Origin of the sequence: Longimicrobium sp., from assembly GCF_036399935.1 — a bacterium.
Taxonomy (GTDB): domain Bacteria; phylum Gemmatimonadota; class Gemmatimonadetes; order Longimicrobiales; family Longimicrobiaceae; genus Longimicrobium.
Window position 1 is genome coordinate 1 of sequence record NZ_DASWMD010000049.1, and the last position, 15,686, is coordinate 15,686.

The window sequence follows — 15,686 nt, forward strand, 5'->3', positions numbered from 1 at the left end:
ATGTGGTCGATCTCCTTGACGCCCTTGTCCTTGGCGTCGTCCATCGCCTGGCGGACCGGCGGGACCACGCGGTCGAGCAGGTCGGACACCAGCTCGGTCAGCTTCGAGCGCGTCAGGCGCAGGTCGAGGTGCTTCGGGCCCGAGGCGTCCGCCGTGATGAACGGCAGGTTGATCTGGGTCTCCTGTGCGCTGGACAGCTCGATCTTGGCCTTCTCCGCGGCCTCGTAGAGACGCTGCAGGGCCATCTTGTCCTGCGACAGGTCGATGCCGTGCTGTCCGCGGAACGTCTTGACCAGGTGGTCGATGATCCGCTGGTCCCAGTCGTCACCACCGAGGTGGTTGTCACCGCTGGTGCTCTTCACCTCGATGACGCCCTCGCCGAGTTCGAGCAGCGAGACGTCGAAGGTGCCGCCACCGAGGTCGAAGACCAGAACGGTCTCCTCCTTGGAGCCCTTGTCGAGCCCGTAGGCCAGAGCGGCCGCCGTGGGCTCGTTGACGATCCGGGAGACGGTGAAGCCCGCGATCTCGCCGGCCTCCTTGGTGGCCTGCCGCTGGGCGTCGTTGAAGTACGCGGGCACGGTGATCACGGCCTGCGTGACCCCCTGGCCCAGGTAGTCCTCGGCGGTCTGCTTCATCTTCTGCAGGATCATCGCCGAGATCTCGGGCGGCGTGAACGTCTTGCTCACGTTGGGCACGTCCACCTGCGCCAGGCCGTTGGGGCCCGCGGTGACCTTGTACGGAACCAGCTTCTCCTCCTGCTTCACCTCGGCCTCCTTGCGGCCCATGAAGCGCTTGATGGAGAAGAGCGTGTTGGTGGGGTTGGTGATCGCCTGGCGGCGCGCCACCTGGCCGACGAGGCGCTCGCCGTCCTTGGTGAACGCCACGACCGACGGCGTGGTGCGGCCGCCCTCGGCGTTGGGAATCACCACCGGGTCGCCGCCTTCCATCACGGCGACCACGGAGTTGGTGGTTCCAAGATCGATCCCAATGACCTTCGCCATGGGTGCTCCTTCAGATTCGGGTGTCAGGGACGAACAAGGGCGCCGCGCGGTGCCATCCAGCACCGGGGCGCCCGCAAGCGCTGCCAGGGAACAAGGCAACGCACATGCCACGTTTTTCCAGGTTTTTCCTGCTATCGCGGCGGCTTTCCTGCCGTTTTGGCCGCGCTTGGCAGTCGCCTCGCGACCAGCGCGCGTCAGGGATCTAGATCCGCGACTTCACATCCGTGGCTCGCGGCGATGAAGAGTCGCCCAGGCTCCTGACGGACGTGGTCAGGCGCTCACGGAGCACTCCCGTGAGTTCGGTCCGCTCTACCCGGATCTCCGCCCCGGGCCTCGACACGATCCGCGTATTGGCGAACGCGTCCGCCAGTCCCGATTTCTCGTTGGCCATCGTCAGTACGCCTTTGGAAGAAAGGAAGAAATGCCAGCGCACGCCACCGACACGGGATTCTGCAGCTCTTTCGGACCGCGGGCGTGAAGGACCTTCACGATGCTCGCCATTCCAAGCGTAGCGGCCAAGCCCGCCAGGATGCCGAAGTACGGGCGGCGGCTCGCGTCGGCCGCGGCCATCAACGCTGCCACGACAGCCGTCCCAATCGCCGGAACGACGTTTAGTGCCTCGACGACCCACTTCTTGTCCCACGGTCGTTCCTTTTTCGGGCCTGGCAGTTCCTTCATCGATCCGTTCACGTCGGTGATGAACCTGATCCGGTGCATCGGCTCGCGAACAGCATAATGGACAGAGTGTGCTCCCGTACAGCCCCTTGTTTCAGCAGGGTTTGGAGCGGCTTCGTGACACCCTGCGGCTCGCGTTGGCTCCGCCTGGAATAAAGCCGGCAGCGGCTCAGAAAGATCGCGCGGAAGCGGTGACTCGTGCGTCTGCGTTTGATCCGCCGCTCCCCCAGATTTGGGGCTGGTTCCCCAATTGTGGGGAACGAGCCCAGACATCGAGCGGCGAAGCCCGAGTGCCTAGGCGCGGATCGGATCAAGCCGCGTCTGCCTACTCCAGCCAGCCGATGCGTAGCAGGACCACGACCACGAGCGGCGCGAGGACGGCGGTGAATACGCCCATCAGTCCGATGGCAAGGCCCGCGCTCGCCGCCTCGGCGTCGCCCTCCTCCGCGGCGCGGGCGGTGCCCACGCCGTGCGCCGCCGCGCCCAGGGCCAGGCCGAACGCGGTGCGGCTGTTGATGCCGAGGGCGCGCAGCAGCGGCGGGCCGATCACCGCGCCCAGAACGCCGGTGAGGATGGACACGGCCGCGGAGAGCGCGGCGAGGCCGCCCACCCGGCCCGCGATGCCGATGGCGATGGGGGTCGTCACGGAGCGGGGGATGAGCGAGCGGATCACCTCGTCCGGGGCGCCGAGGAGCGCGGCTGCCACGGTGGCCGTGAGCGCCCCGGCCGCGCTGCCGGCGACCAGCGTGAGCAGCACCGCGCTGCGCTTGCGCCCGATCTCCTCCATCTGCCGAAAGAGCGGAAGCCCGAGCGCCACCACCGCCGGCCCCAGCAGGAACGTCAGCACGCGCCCGCCGCGGTCGTAGTCCTCGTACTGGATGCCGAGCATCCGGAGCGCGACGATCAGGACGACGATCGACACCAGCACCGGGTGCAGGACCACGGAGCCGATCCGCCGCTGAAAGGCTCGTGCGACGGCGTAGACGGCGAGCGTGGCGGCGAGGGAAAGGACGATCGCGGCCGCGTCACGCATGGGGCTCCAGCCGCTGCTGCATCCATCCCACCACCACCATCACCGCCACCGTGCTACCGACGCTGGCGGCGACGATGGGCAGCCACTCCCGCCCGAGCAGGCCAAAGTACGTCATCAGCCCCACGCCCGCGGGTACGAACAGCTGAGCCATGTGGCGCACCAGCAGCTCGGCCGCGGGCTGCACGTGTGCCGGCCTGATCCACCCCAGGCGCAGGCTGCCCGCCAGCAGCAGCATCCCCAGCACGCTCCCGGGGAGCGGCAGGCGCGCGGCGTGGGCCAGTGCGTCTCCCGCGAACAGGAACGCGAGCAGGACCAGGAAGCTGAGCGGATAGCGCCACATGGGCAGGGTTCGGCGGCGGGGCGGGATGCGATCCGGTGAAGCTCGGGCGCGGCCGGGCCCGCGGCAAGCGGTGGCGGGTCGGGATGGGGGACGACCGGCGCGGGTCAGGTGCCTGGGTTCCGTTGCGCGAGAAGCCAGGAGTAGATGCGCTCGTCCTGATAGGCGAGCGTCGCCGTGCCCACGTGGTCCATCTCCTGGTCCACGTACACGCGGTCGCCGGGCGGGTCCGTCTCGAGGGCCAGGTTCAGCCGCTCGATGAACCGCCCCTCGCCGCGCCGCGACACCTCGCCCGACGACATCCACACCGGGAGCCCGGGATCGCCACCCGGCACGCGCGTAGGATCCACCGGCCAGAGCGCGGCCCAGAACCCCGGCTGGCAGAGCGCCAGGTCGAACACGCCGTTCCCGCCGAAGCTGAACCCCGTCAGGTACGTGCGCGCCGGATCGCCCCCGTGCTCCGCCTGCACCCGGCTCACGATGTCGTGCACCACGTCGGCGTAGCGGCGCCATATGTCGCCCGCCGCCGGCAGTTGCGGTGCCACGACGATCATCGCGTGCGTGGCCGCCCCCTCGTTCCCCGGCCTGAGCGGCCCGTGGCGGGTTACGCCTTCGATGATCTCCGTGGGCGCGGCCTCGTCGTACCCGTGGAGGAAGCAGAGAACCGGGCGAGGGCCGTCGGACGCGCCGTCGGGGACGGAGAGCAGGTAGCGCAGGGGCGACGCTTCTACGACGCGCAGATCGGGCATGGTCTTCGGGCTGCGAGGGCGGGTTCGGGCAGAGTAGAAGCAACCTGCGCGCCTGCTACGAGTCAGGTATCCAGTTGATTCGGACGGGTGTCGTCCACGCGGCATGGATCGGCGCACGCGTATGGTTGGACGTCGGCAGCGGGCGGAAGGGGCCTGATCCTTGATGCACCCCCCGGCCCTTCGGCGCCCTCCACTCGGGCGGGCGAGGCGATGGACCGGGAGGAAGAGGCGAATGATGAGGACGCGTACGCTGGGGCAGGGGCTGGTGGTTTCGGAGATGGGGCTGGGCTGCATGGGAATGAGCGACTTCTACTCCGGCGGAAGCGAGGCCGAGTCCCTCGCGACCATCCACCGTGCGCTCGACATGGGGATCACGTTCCTGGACACCGCCGACATGTACGGCCCGTTCACCAACGAGCGGCTGGTGGGCCGGGCCATCCGGGGACGGCGCGATGAGGTGGTGCTGGCCACCAAGTTCGGCAACGAGCGCTCGGAAGAGGGCGCCTTCCTGGGCATCCGCGGCGACGCGGAGTACGTGCGCCGGGCGTGCGACGCCTCGCTGCAGCGGCTGGGTGTGGACCACATCGACCTTTACTACCAGCACCGCGTGGACCCGCGGGTGCCGATCGAGGAGACGGTGGGGGCGATCGAGGGGACGGTGGGGGCGATGGCGGAGCTGGTGTCGGCCGGCAAGGTGCGCCACCTGGGACTCAGCGAGGCGGCGCCGGAAACCATCCGCCGCGCCCACGCCGTTCATCCCATCGCCGCCCTGCAGACCGAGTGGTCGCTGTGGACGCGCGACGTGGAGACAGACGGCGTGCTCGACACGGTGCGCGAGCTGGGGATCGGGTTCGTGGCGTACAGCCCGCTGGGGCGCGGCTTCCTGACCGGCCGCTTCACGAAGTTCGAGGACCTGCCCGAAGACGACTACCGGCGCAACCAGCCGCGCTTCCAGGGCGAGAACTTCCAGAAGAACCTGGACCTGGTGCGCGAAGTGGAGGTGATCGCCACGGAGAAGGGCGCCACCCCGTCGCAGCTGGCGCTGGCGTGGGTGATGGCGCAGGGGCAGGACGTGGTGCCCATCCCCGGGACCAAGCACGTGAAGTACCTGGAGCAGAACGCGGCCGCCGCCCACGTGCGGCTCTCGGAGGATGACCTGCGGCGGATCGATTCCGTCTTCCCCGCGGGCGCCGCCGCTGGCGAACGCTATCCGGAGGGCGGGATGCGCAACGTGCGGCGCTGATCCACTTTCGCGTCCGCGGTACGGCCGGCCAGGCACTCGCGCCTGGCCGGCGTTTTCCATCTCTTTAACGGCGATGGGCTCGTGGACCTGTACCTTTCCAGCTACGTGGGACGCGACCGGCTCGTAGTGATATCCGCGCTGAATCGTCCGTCTCCGCGCCCGCTTCGCGGTGACGGACGATCCAGCATCGGCGGGGACGGACATCCAGAATCCGACATCACGTACTCTGATGGTATCATCCATGCGGCGGCGGAAGTGCTCTCCCCAACACTCCTTTCTTTCCCTCACGTTCGGAGCCCCATGAAACGTCCGCTCGCCCTCGTCGCGGTGGCGCTGCTCGCGTCCGCCTGCGGGGACCAATCCCCCACCGCCGCCGATCCCGAATCCGCCGTCGCGACGAAGACCGTCCGCGACGAGGCCGCGGGCGTGTCCATCGCCGTTCCCACCGACTGGCGGGTGGTGCAGGACCCGGTGCTCTTCAACACCTACGGGTTCGCGCTCTTCGATCCCGCGGGCCCCCAGCAGAACGGGCACGAGCGGTCGCCCGTTGCGCGCATCGCCCTGGCGTACGAGGCGCGGCCGGAGCAGATCGGCGAGTTGGTGAGCGCGCTGATGGCGAAGTACCCGCAGTTTCCGCTGACGCGCACCGAGGTGGCCGTGGGCCACGGGCTGCGCGGCGTGGCGGTGAGCGGGCTGCCCGGGACGGACCCGTACACCCTGGTCTACGTGGCGGACGGCGAGCGCGTGTACCGCATCGGGCTGTGGACGGAGCAGCCGGGGCTGGACGAGCGCGCCTTGGGGGTGCTGCGCAACGTGCGGCTGCAGGCGCCGCGCAAGCCGATCGCGGCCTTGGGCCTCGTCCCCGTGCGGCAGGCGATGCGCGCGGAGCCGGATGCCGGGCAGCGGGCGATCAACGAGCAGCTGCGGGCGGAGCGTGTGGCGATGGTGGCGGAGCAGGGAGGCGAGCCGCGCTTTTCCACCGCGCCGGCGCCGCAGGTGAGCGCCGCCGCGTGCGAGTTCGGCCAGCCGAGCGGGTTCTTCTGGCAGACGGTGTGGGACGCCACCAACAGGTTCTACAGCGGCTACACGACCACCTATTCCGGCACCTACTACAACATGCGGCCGGGCGATCCGGGGTGGAGCGCCATGAGCGGCAACTACGGAAGCTGGTGGGGGCAGAACTACCACATCCGCAAGTGCGAGCCGTACCTGCTGAACCAGTTCTACGCCAACGACTGGCCGGCGCACAAGAATGCGAACGTGTATTCCGCCATCAAGGGCACGGTTGAGTGGGCCGGGTGGGACTACTACGACAGCGAAGGCTACTACACGCTGGGCAACTACGTGGTGGTGCGGAACGGCAGCTACCGCGCGCTGATGGCGCACCTGACCAGCGTGGCGTCGGGGATCACCTGGGGCGCCACCGTGGGGATGAACACCATCATCGGCTACGCGGGGAAGACGGGCGGGCCGTGGGACGAGCACGTGCACTCGCGCGTGGCCTACGGCGAGTCGCTGACGTACAACGGCCAGCCGTACGGCGGCAACACCGTGTGGCCCACCCGGCTGCGCTGCGTCAGCTGCCGGGCGAACGACCCGGGCGACATCTACGGGAACGGCGACGGGCAGTTCGACGTAAAGGACAGCACCGGCGCCAAGTTCTACACCCGCTTCTACCACGGCCGCTGGATGCGCGGCTGACGGTCCACGAAGACGAAGGAGCCCCGCCGGACCGCATCCGGCGGGGCTCCTTCCGTATCCGTCCGAAGCTCACGCGGCGCGCGGATACGCCCGGGCGTGGGTGACCTCGATGGCGATGCGCGTGCCGGGCTCGATGCCTTCCAGCAGGCTGCTGCGGCGGGGAAACTGCGCGAACACCGGCCCGGCGCCGTGGATCTGCGCCTCCACCTTCACGCGGTCGCCCAGCGGGAGCACGCGGCGCACCGTGGCCGGCCCGTCGTCCGCCGCCCAGAACTTCAGGTCGTATGCCCGGATCACCAGGCGTACGCCGCGGCCGGCGGGCGGGTGCTGCAGGGGCACGCGCAGCTCGCCGACGTGCGCGTGGTCCTGGTGCATCACCCCATCCAGCACGTTCACCTCGCCCACGAAGCGGGCGACGAACTCCGTCGCGGGCGAATCCAGGATCTGCGCCGGGGTGCCCGCCTGCTCCAGCCGGCCCTGGTTGATCACCAGCACGCGGTCCGCCAGCGCGAACGCCTCCTGCTGGTCGTGCGTCACGAAGAGCGAGGTGACGTGCACCTCGTCGTGAAGCGCGCGCAGCCACTGGCGCAGCTCCTCGCGCACCTTGGCGTCGATGGCGGCAAAGGGCTCGTCCAGCAGCAGCAGGCGCGGGCGCGGGGCCAGCGCGCGGGCCAGGGCAACGCGCTGCCGCTGCCCGCCGGAAAGCTCGCTCGGCCGCCGTCCCCCCAGCCCCCCCAGCCCCATCAGCCGCAGCAGCTCCTCCACGCGCGCCTGCCGCTCGGCCGGGGCCACGCCGGCCACCTCCAGCCCAAAGCCGATGTTCTGCGCCACCGTCATGTGGCGGAAGAGGGCGTAGTGCTGAAAGACGAAGCCCACGCGGCGGGCCCGGGCGTGAAGGTGGTCCACCGCCTCGCCGTCCAGGCTCACGGTTCCCGCATCGGCCTCTTCCAGCCCGGCGATGATGCGCAGCAGCGTGCTCTTTCCGCCACCGGACGGTCCCAGCAGCGCCACCAGCTCGCCGGGGTTCACGTCGAAGCTCACGTCGTCCACCGCCGTGAATCCCGTGAAGTGCTTCGTAAGGTTGCGTACCTGGATGCTCATGCGTGCTCCTGGCGGGTCTTGAGCCGGCGGAGCAGCAGCAGCAGCCCCAGGCTGAGCAGCGCCAGGAGGAGCGCCATCCCGAACCCGCCCGCGGGGTTGCGCTCCTCCAGCGCGGCATAGATGAAGGTGGTGGCCGTTTGCGTGCGGCCGCTGATGGCGCCGCCCACCACGACGGCCGCGCCGAACTCGCCCAGCGCGCGGGCGCCGGTGAGCGTCAATCCCAACCGCGCGGCATGAGACACGTTGGGAAGCGTCACCCGCCGGAAGGTCTGCCAGGGCGAGGCGCCCAGGGTGGCGGCCACCTCTTCCTCGGCCGTCCCCAGCTCGTCGAGCACGTACGCCACCTCGCGCAGCGTGTACGGCAGGGTCACGAACAGCGTCACCAGCAGGATGCCGGGAAAGGCGAACGCCACCTGGAACCCCATGACGTCGATGGCCGGGTAAAGCCATCCCCCCCGCCCGAAAACCAGGAGGAAGGCCAGCCCCACCATCACGGGAGAGACGGCGAGCGGCAGGTCCACCAGCAGGTCCAGCACGCGCCGGCCGACGAAGCGATGGCGCACCAGGACGATGGCGCCGGCCACCCCCAGCGTGCCGTTCACCACCAGGGTGACCACGACGATGACCAGCGAGTGCCAGAGCCCGGACAGCGCCTCGGGCGAGGTGACGGCGCGCAGCACGGGGCCGGGCCCGGTCTCCAGCGCGCGGACGGCGAGCGCGGCCAGCGGCCCGACGAGCACCAGCGCCAGGTAGCCGATCACCGCGGCGAAAAGGAGCACCGTGCCCAGCGGGACGCGCCGAGTGCGTCGCCGCGCCGGGGGCGGCGCCAGGATGGGGCCGTCGTCGGCGGGCGGCAGCCATGGAGCCCGCGTTTCGCTGACTGTCGCGTCAGCCACCGGTGCCTCCCGCGCGCCGGCGAAGCCCGTGCGCCACGACGGCCAGGGCCAGCGCCAGCACCAGCAGCACGAGCGAGATGGCGGACGCTTCGGCCGTGCGTCCCGCCTCGACCTCGCCGAACACCAGCACCGGCGCGGTGAGCGAGCGGAAGGGGATGTTGCCCGAGACGACGATGATGGAGCCGAACTCCGCCAGCCCGCGCGCGAACGACTGCACCGTTCCGTACGCGATCGCGGGAACCAGCGCGGGAAGGGTCACGCGCCGGAAGACGGTCCAGCGCCCCGCGCCCAGCGTTTCCGCGGCCTCCTCCTCCGCCGGGTCCAGCTCGCGCAGCACCGGCTCCACGGCGCGCACCACGAACGGCAGGGTCACGAAGGCCAGCGCCAGCACGATTCCCGGGCTGGCGTAGGCGATGGGGATTCCCCACCCGGCCAGCGCCGCGCCGGCCGGCTCCTGCGGGCCGAAGAGGATCACCAGCATCAGCCCCGCGACCAGCGTGGGCACGGCGAAGGGCAGGTCGACGATGGCGTCCAGCGTTTCGCGCCCCGGAAAGCGGTGGCGCACCAGCAGCCACGCCGTCGCCGTTCCCATCACCGCGTTCAGCGCGGCGACGAGCGCGGCGGTCCACAGCGTCCGCAGCACCGCGTCGGCCGCGGCGGGGGCGCTCACGGCCTCCCACACGCCGCCGAACCCCGCGCTGGCCCCGCGCGCCACCACCGCCGCCAGCGGCACCGCCACCAGCAGCCCGATGGCGACGATGAACACCGATCGTACCGCGACGCCGCCGCGCCCGGGCCGCAGCACGGGCGAGCCGGCACTCACTGCGCGGACCTCACGCCGGCCGAGGCGCGGTCGAAGAGGGCGCCCTTGTCGAAGATGCTCTTCGTCACCGCCGGCCAGCCGCCCAGGTCGGCGATGGTGAACAGGTCCGGAACGGCCGGATACTGCGCCGCCGTCTCTCGCGCGACGTTCTGGTCGATGGCACGCAGGCCGTAGCGGGCGTACATCCGCTGCACCTCGGGCGTCTGCAGGAAGGCGACGAACGCCTCGGCCACGTCGCGGGTGCCGTGCTTCTCCACGTACTCGTCCACGATCGCGACGGGGTTCTCGATGAGGATGGTGGAGCTGGGGATCACGTAGTCCATCGCCTTCCCCGCCTGCCGCGCCACCAGCACCTCGTTCTCGTAGGTGATGGCCACGTCGCCCACGCCGCCCTCGAAGGTGAGCATGGACTCGCGCGCACCCTTGTCCATGATGGACACGTGGCCCAGCACGTCGCGCAGCACGGCCTCGGGCTGCGCGCCGCCGCCGGCCCGGCGGCGCGACACGGCGCCGTACAGCGCCGCGATGTTCCACATGGCGCCGCCGCTGGTGCGCGGGCTGGGGGTGAGCACCTGCACGCCGTCGCGGCGAAGGTCGTCCCAGTCGCGGATCGCCTTGGGGTTGCCGGGGCGTACGCCCAGGACGACGACGGAGCGCGACACCATTCCGCCCGCGGGGCCGGTTTTCCAGTCGCGGGTGATGAGCCCCGCGTCGGCGATCTTCTGGACGTCGGGCTCCAGCGAGAGCGCCACCACGTCGGCCTCGAAGCCGCCGATGACGGCGCGCGACTGGGCGCCGCTCCCCAGGTAGCTTTCCTGGAACTTCACCTCCTGCCCCGTCTTCGCCTTCCAGTGCCGCTGGAACGCGGGGATGATCTCGCGCCCGTACACCTCGCGCGGCGTGGTGTAGGCGCCCAGCACCAGGGTGCGCACCGCCGGGGCCCTGGGGGCGCCCCCGGGGCTGCCGCCGCCATCGCCGCACGCGGCCGCCAGCAGGAGCGCGGCGGCGATCGAAACTCGCTTCATGGGATTCGTATGTGAGTGATGATTCACGATCAGAACGCCACCTGCATGCGCCCGATGACGGCGTTCTCGGCCGGGCGCGCGGCGGCGGTGCCGAAGGGATCGAAGGTGGTGTGCTCGTACGCGAGCAGGACGCGCACGGCGCGGTTCAGGTACCAGTTCACGCCGGCGCCGTAGGAGGTCGCCGCGCGCATGGAGCGCGCGGGATCCGCCAGCAGGGGGAAGGCGTCGTCGTCCACCGTCAGCTGCTGCGCGCGGGCCACCAGCTCCACCGCGCCACGCCCGGCGCCGCCCGGGCCCGGGCGCGGCGGGGTGATGCCGCGGTACGACTCGGCCTCGCCGGTGAGCGCATAGGCGCCCTCCACCTGCCAAGCCGTGCTCTTCAGCTCCGCCTCGGTGGCGTCGCGCCTCACGCGCTGGCGGCTGACGGTGTACTCGCCCAGCACGCCGACGGGGCCCCAGTACCAGTAGCCCTGCGGCGCCAGGCGCGTGCGCCCGCCGTCGGCGATGGCGGTGTTGGCCGCGGTGCCGTCCGTGCGGTAGCGGAAGAAGATCTCGCGGCCGGGCGTGCGGAACGACGGCAGCAGGGGCGCGGCGCTGGTGCCCTGCTGGCTCCCGGTGCTCGCCGCGATCCCCAGCCCCAGCCCCCTGAGCGGCCCCGCCGTCGTGCGGAAGGGGTGCACGAACACGCGCCCGACCACGTCCTTGGCATCGGACGCGTCCACGTCCTGGTTGGCGCCGTCCGTCACCCCGTTGAAGATGCCGGCCGCGTACTCCAGCGCTCCGCCGCCGAGAACGCCGTGCACCTGCAGCCCCACGTCGCGGTTGGGCACCAGCGCGGTGGGAAAGCCGCGTTCGGGGAACAGCACCACCCAGGGCGTCTGCAGCCGCTCCAGCCCCATGGGAATCTTGAACTTGCCGGCGCGCACGCGCAGCGCGGGCGTCACCCGGGCGTCGACGTAGGCGTCCAGCAGCTCCATCTGGCTGTTGGCCACGTCCAGGTACAGCCGGTACTCGTAGCGGCTGTACATCATGCCCTGGAAGTCGGCGCGCGCGCGGCGCACCTGGAAGGTGTTCACGGCCGCGCCCGCCGTGTCGTCGGCGAAGAAGCGGCCGTCGTACTGCACGCCGCCGCGCACGCGCAGGGTGAATGCGCCGTCGCCCGAGCGAAAGCCGAAGCCGTCCTCGCCCGCCGTCACGGTGGGGGGCGCGGGGCGCGGCGTAGTGTCGGGGCGCGCGGGGGCCGCCTGGCCGTCCAGGCGCGCGCCCGCCGTGGCCGCCAGCAGCGTGGCGGCAACGAGACACTTGTCGATGTAGAGCACTGACGTGAGCTCGGAGCGGGAAGGCTGCGGACCTGCGGACTGCGGGCCGGAGCGGAGCAGAGACGAGCCCCTCCAAGGCACCCGGCGTGCCGCACCTGCTCAGGATCCGCAAGTCTTTGCCGAACAGGTGGATGGAGAAATCCCGCATCCACGGGAGGATCTCCGCCCGTGACATTTGCCGGATAAGCCAGCATATTTCCCGAGTACGAGAAGATCTGCCGTCACATTTGATGGGAATGGGACCAGGATGCTGCTGGTGGATGTGTGGCGCGAGGCGGGAAGGCACGCCTCGCTGGAAGAGACGGTGGAGCGGATCGCGCGGAGGCTGGCGGACGAGATGCCGCTGCAGGCGCTCCTGATCCGACGGCTCGATGCCGAACGGCTGCGGCTGGAGACGGTGGCCGCGGGGGCGCCCGGCGGGGCGCCGCCGGGGCGCACGCGGACGGAGCTGTCGAAGTCGCAGTTCCACGCGCTGGTCTCGTGGGCGCACGCCCGCGAGGTGCTGCGTTCGGGGCCGCAGGGGCTGGCCGGCGTCCTGGCCGCGGGCGAGGCGCGGGGGGAGGTTCTGGCCGGGCCGCTGCTGGACGGCGAGCAGGTGATCGGCGCGCTGGTGGCGGTGGGCCCCGCGTTCCGCCCGGCCCACGCGGAGCTGTTCGCACAGGTGCTGGACCCGGTGTCGTCCGCGCTGCGCAGCGACATTCAGCTTCACGAGCTCACCCGCCTGCGCGAGGCGGCCGAGGCCGACAACCGCGCGCTCCTCTCGCGCCTGGGCCGGCAGGAGATCGCCGACGCCATCGTGGGGGCGGACGGCGGGCTGCGCGCGGTGGTGGACCGCGTGGCACAGGTGGCGGGAACGGACGCCCCCGTGCTGCTGCTGGGGGAGACGGGGACGGGCAAGGAGGTGATCGCCCGCGAGATCCACCGGCAGTCGGCGCGGGCGCGCGGGCCGGTGGTGCGCGTGAACTGCGGCGCCATTCCGCCGGGGCTCATCGACTCCGAGCTCTTTGGGCACGAGCGAGGAAGCTTCACGGGGGCGGTGGCCGACCGGGCGGGGTGGTTCGAGCGCGCGGACGGCGGAACGCTCTTCCTGGACGAGATCGGCGAGCTGCCGCTGGAAGCGCAGGTGAGACTGCTGCGCGTGCTGCAGGACGGCAGCTTCGAACGGGTGGGCGGACGCACGACGCACACGGTGGACGTGCGGATCGTCACCGCCACGCACCGCGACCTTCACACGATGGTGCAGGCGGGGACGTTTCGCGAAGACCTGTGGTACCGCATCAGCGTGTTTCCCATCCGCCTGCCGCCCCTGCGCGAGCGCCCGGCCGACATCCCGGTTCTGGCCGCGCACTTTGCCTGGCGCGCCGGGCAGCGGCTGGGCGGCCACCCGCTGGCGCCCACGGCGGCGGACCAGGAGCGGCTGATCGCCTACTCCTGGCCCGGCAACGTGCGCGAGCTGGCGGCGGTCATCGAGCGCGCCGTGATCCTGGGCAACGGCCACCAGCTGGAGATCGCCGCCGCGCTGGGGCCCGCGGCCTCGAGCGTCGCCGCGACGACGGAGAATCGCCCCGGAGCAACCGAAGCGGCGCCACCGGGCGAGGAGTTCCAGACGCTGGACGCGGCGATGGCGCGGCACATCGAGGCCGCGCTGGAAAAGGTGAACGGGCGCATCGAGGGCCCCTCCGGCGCCGCCGCGCTCCTGGGGCTGAACCCCCACACGCTGCGGGCGCGCATGCGAAAGCTGGGCATCCACTGGTCGCGCTTCCGCCCCGCATGACGATGCTTGCAGGTGCGGCCTTCCCGCGCCTACGTTGCGGCGGATCCCTGCCGCACCTGACGCCCCGCCATCCATCCGCCGCCCACAGGATCGGACATCGATGACTCCGCCTCTCCTCCGCTGCGCGCTCCTCCTGGGCCTGGTCCTGTGTGCCGCCCCACTCCGCGCGCAGGACACGGAAACGCCGGCGCCGGAACCGGCCGACACGACCAGCAGCAAGACGAAGCCCCGTCTCTTCGGGGGGCTGCGCTACGGGGCTCCGCTGGGCGGCTCCATCTACGGCGCCGTCATGCTGGCCCGGCCAAACCTGCTGGGCTACACCGGCCCTACGCTGACCGCCGAGGTGGGGCAGGACGGCATGCGAGGCTCCCTGGGGATGGGAGCGGTGTGGTTCGGCTCGCAGCGGGCGCAGGTGAGCGTGATCCGTACGTGGGATCCCCACGGTGACGTTCGGGCGGACCAGACGTACATCGGGCCGGAGGTCGCCGTGGGAATGATCCTGGGCGTCACCATCGGCCACTACTGGCGCGTCGGCGACGGCGAGGGCCCGGCCCGGGTGTTCGCGATCGGGTCGTTTCTGGGGATCTGAGCCAGCCGGCCCACCTGACGCGTGGAGCCCCGCCGGACCCGAAGGTCCGGCGGGGCTCCGCTCGTTCAGGACTGCTGGAACCGTTCGCGGCTCAGTACGCCGTGAAGAGCAGCAGGTTGGGCGAGCCGGTGCCGGCCGACGTCACCTTGCCGACGGTGGCGTTGCCCTCGATCGCCGCTTCCACGGCCGCCGGCGAGGCGCCCGGGTTGCTCTGCAGGAAGAGCGAGATCACGCCCACCACGTGCGGGGTGGCCATCGAGGTGCCGCTGATGGTGTTCGTCGCCGTGTCACCCGTGTACCAGGCCGACTTGATGCTGCTGCCCGGCGCGAAGATGTCGACGCAGGTGCCGTAGTTGGAGTACGAAGCCTTGGCGTCGGTCGACGTGGTGGCGCCCACCGTGATGGCGCTCGGCACGCGGGCGGGCGAGTACTTGCACGCGTCGTCCTGACGGCCGGCACGGTTGCCGTTGCCGGCCGCCACCCCGTACGACACGCCCGCGGCAACGGAGCGAGTCACCGCGTCGTCGATGGCGGTGCTCGCGCCGCCGCCCAGGCTCATGTTGGCGGTCGCCGGCTTCACGTGGTTCGCGGTGACCCAGTCGATGCCCGCGACGACCCCCGAGGTGGTGCCGCTGCCCGCGCAGTCCAGCACGCGCACCGCCACCAGCTTCACGCCCTTGGCCACGCCGTACAGCGTGCCGCCGACGCTGCCGGCCACGTGCGTGCCGTGCCCGTTGCAGTCGTCGGCGCTGCCGCCGTCCACCGCGTCGAAGCCCGAGACCGCGCGGCCCGCGAAGTCGGTGTGGCTCAGGCGGATGCCGGTGTCCAGGATGTAGGCGTTGACGCCCGCGCCGGTGTTGGTGTAGCTGAAGCTGGTGGAAAGGGGAAGCGAGCGCTGGTCGATGCGGTCGATGCCCCAGGTGGCGCCGGTCTGGATGGTCGAAGCCTGCATGGGCAGGTCGGCCTCGATGTAGCGCACGTTCGGGTTGTTCTGCAGCGCGTTCAGCTGGCCAGCGTTCAGCGTGCCGGCGAAGCCCTTGAGCGCCGCGGTGTACACGTAGCGCGGGCTGACCCCGGCGATGGCGGCCACCGAGCGCGGGTCGGCGTCGTCGTTGAGCACCACCACGTAGCGGCCGCTGGCCGACTGCGAAAGGACCGGCGCGCCTGCGTCGGCCGATAGGGGGGTTTCCCCGTCGGAGCAAGCCGCCAGGGCGACCAGGGAGGCGAGAGCGAACGTGGTGCGCTTCATGGAAACGACTCCTCGAAGAACTTCTCGGGCGGGGGCTCCTGAATGGAGCGGTGCGCCGGTGGTGGTGAACGGGTCCCGGTAAGGCACCGATCGCGCCACACGCCTCCGAACGCGCAAGTCGTTGCCCGAGGCGTGTTTGAGTGTTTTGCACAGCAACGGATGGCGCCCTGC

At 71.1% G+C, this 15,686-nt stretch carries 15 protein-coding genes; 4 read left to right on the plus strand and 11 right to left on the minus strand.

The window, feature by feature from the left end; translation table 11 throughout:
• The 5 genes from VGB24_RS15585 to VGB24_RS15605 all read right to left on the minus strand — a co-directional run.
• On the minus strand, positions 1-1,001 hold a 1,001-nt coding region (locus VGB24_RS15585), incomplete at its 3' end, for an Hsp70 family protein (RefSeq protein ID WP_331073874.1).
• 393 nt (positions 1,002-1,394) lie between these two features.
• Positions 1,395-1,718, minus strand: coding sequence for a hypothetical protein (locus VGB24_RS15590; protein ID WP_331073875.1), 324 nt, complete (start codon positions 1,716-1,718; stop codon positions 1,395-1,397).
• A gap of 283 nt (positions 1,719-2,001) precedes the next feature.
• On the minus strand, positions 2,002-2,709 hold the full coding sequence (locus VGB24_RS15595; RefSeq protein ID WP_331073876.1) for an LrgB family protein: 708 nt from the start codon (positions 2,707-2,709) through the stop codon (positions 2,002-2,004).
• On the minus strand, positions 2,702-3,049 hold the full coding sequence (locus VGB24_RS15600) for a CidA/LrgA family protein (RefSeq protein ID WP_331073877.1): 348 nt from the start codon (positions 3,047-3,049) through the stop codon (positions 2,702-2,704). Before VGB24_RS15600 ends, VGB24_RS15595 begins: the two co-directional genes overlap by 8 nt.
• 104 nt (positions 3,050-3,153) lie before the next feature.
• Positions 3,154-3,795 (minus strand): hypothetical protein, encoded by a 642-nt coding sequence (locus tag VGB24_RS15605; RefSeq protein WP_331073878.1) that lies wholly within the window; start codon positions 3,793-3,795, stop codon positions 3,154-3,156.
• A gap of 235 nt (positions 3,796-4,030) precedes the next feature.
• Between VGB24_RS15605 and VGB24_RS15610 the strand changes: the two genes are divergently transcribed.
• Positions 4,031-5,038, plus strand: a complete 1,008-nt coding sequence (locus tag VGB24_RS15610; protein ID WP_349263927.1) for an aldo/keto reductase — start codon at positions 4,031-4,033, stop codon at positions 5,036-5,038.
• A gap of 300 nt (positions 5,039-5,338) precedes the next feature.
• Positions 5,339-6,739, plus strand: a complete 1,401-nt coding sequence (locus VGB24_RS15615; protein ID WP_331073880.1) for a M23 family metallopeptidase — start codon at positions 5,339-5,341, stop codon at positions 6,737-6,739.
• A gap of 69 nt (positions 6,740-6,808) precedes the next feature.
• Here VGB24_RS15615 and VGB24_RS15620 read toward each other — a convergent pair whose 3' ends face one another.
• Genes VGB24_RS15620 through VGB24_RS15640 form a run of 5 tightly spaced genes read right to left on the minus strand, consistent with a single transcriptional unit; the run spans position 6,809 to position 11,903 of the window.
• A complete protein-coding gene (locus VGB24_RS15620) occupies positions 6,809-7,840 on the minus strand; it encodes a sulfate/molybdate ABC transporter ATP-binding protein (protein ID WP_331073881.1) in 1,032 nt (343 codons plus the stop codon).
• Positions 7,837-8,736, minus strand: a complete 900-nt coding sequence (locus tag VGB24_RS15625) for a sulfate ABC transporter permease subunit (RefSeq protein WP_331073882.1) — start codon at positions 8,734-8,736, stop codon at positions 7,837-7,839. Before VGB24_RS15625 ends, VGB24_RS15620 begins: the two co-directional genes overlap by 4 nt.
• A complete protein-coding gene (locus VGB24_RS15630) occupies positions 8,729-9,559 on the minus strand; it encodes an ABC transporter permease (protein ID WP_331073883.1) in 831 nt (276 codons plus the stop codon). Before VGB24_RS15630 ends, VGB24_RS15625 begins: the two co-directional genes overlap by 8 nt.
• Positions 9,556-10,584, minus strand: a complete 1,029-nt coding sequence (locus VGB24_RS15635) for a sulfate ABC transporter substrate-binding protein (protein ID WP_331073884.1) — start codon at positions 10,582-10,584, stop codon at positions 9,556-9,558. Before VGB24_RS15635 ends, VGB24_RS15630 begins: the two co-directional genes overlap by 4 nt.
• 29 nt (positions 10,585-10,613) lie before the next feature.
• The gene (locus tag VGB24_RS15640) at positions 10,614-11,903 is read right to left on the minus strand and encodes an OprO/OprP family phosphate-selective porin (protein WP_331073885.1); all 1,290 of its coding nucleotides are present in this window, start codon (positions 11,901-11,903) and stop codon (positions 10,614-10,616) included.
• Between the two features lie 247 nt (positions 11,904-12,150).
• Here VGB24_RS15640 and VGB24_RS15645 point away from each other — a divergent pair, with 247 nt between their 5' ends.
• The gene (locus VGB24_RS15645) at positions 12,151-13,677 is read left to right on the plus strand and encodes a sigma-54 interaction domain-containing protein (RefSeq protein ID WP_331073886.1); all 1,527 of its coding nucleotides are present in this window, start codon (positions 12,151-12,153) and stop codon (positions 13,675-13,677) included.
• Between the two features lie 100 nt (positions 13,678-13,777).
• Positions 13,778-14,266: a hypothetical protein gene (locus tag VGB24_RS15650; protein WP_331073887.1), complete on the plus strand. Its 489-nt coding sequence runs from the start codon at positions 13,778-13,780 to the stop codon at positions 14,264-14,266.
• A 91-nt stretch (positions 14,267-14,357) separates the two neighbouring features.
• Here the strand turns inward: VGB24_RS15650 and VGB24_RS15655 are convergent, their stop codons facing one another.
• Complete coding sequence (locus tag VGB24_RS15655) at positions 14,358-15,515, minus strand: S8 family peptidase (protein WP_331073888.1); 1,158 nt, start codon at positions 15,513-15,515, stop codon at positions 14,358-14,360.
• Positions 15,516-15,686 lie beyond the last annotated feature (171 nt).

Excerpts from the sequence above, each read along its gene's own strand:
- VGB24_RS15590 (WP_331073875.1), bottom strand. The coding sequence starts at position 1,718 with ATGCACCGGATCAGGTTCATCACCGACGTGAACGGATCGATGAAGGAA.
- VGB24_RS15595 (WP_331073876.1), bottom strand. The coding sequence starts at position 2,709 with ATGCGTGACGCGGCCGCGATCGTCCTTTCCCTCGCCGCCACGCTCGCC.
- VGB24_RS15600 (WP_331073877.1), bottom strand. The coding sequence starts at position 3,049 with ATGTGGCGCTATCCGCTCAGCTTCCTGGTCCTGCTCGCGTTCCTGTTC.
- VGB24_RS15605 (WP_331073878.1), bottom strand. The coding sequence starts at position 3,795 with ATGCCCGATCTGCGCGTCGTAGAAGCGTCGCCCCTGCGCTACCTGCTC.
- VGB24_RS15610 (WP_349263927.1), top strand. The coding sequence starts at position 4,031 with ATGAGGACGCGTACGCTGGGGCAGGGGCTGGTGGTTTCGGAGATGGGG.
- VGB24_RS15615 (WP_331073880.1), top strand. The coding sequence starts at position 5,339 with ATGAAACGTCCGCTCGCCCTCGTCGCGGTGGCGCTGCTCGCGTCCGCC.
- VGB24_RS15620 (WP_331073881.1), bottom strand. The coding sequence starts at position 7,840 with ATGAGCATCCAGGTACGCAACCTTACGAAGCACTTCACGGGATTCACG.
- VGB24_RS15635 (WP_331073884.1), bottom strand. The coding sequence starts at position 10,584 with ATGAAGCGAGTTTCGATCGCCGCCGCGCTCCTGCTGGCGGCCGCGTGC.
- VGB24_RS15645 (WP_331073886.1), top strand. The coding sequence starts at position 12,151 with ATGCTGCTGGTGGATGTGTGGCGCGAGGCGGGAAGGCACGCCTCGCTG.
- VGB24_RS15650 (WP_331073887.1), top strand. The coding sequence starts at position 13,778 with ATGACTCCGCCTCTCCTCCGCTGCGCGCTCCTCCTGGGCCTGGTCCTG.
- VGB24_RS15655 (WP_331073888.1), bottom strand. The coding sequence starts at position 15,515 with ATGAAGCGCACCACGTTCGCTCTCGCCTCCCTGGTCGCCCTGGCGGCT.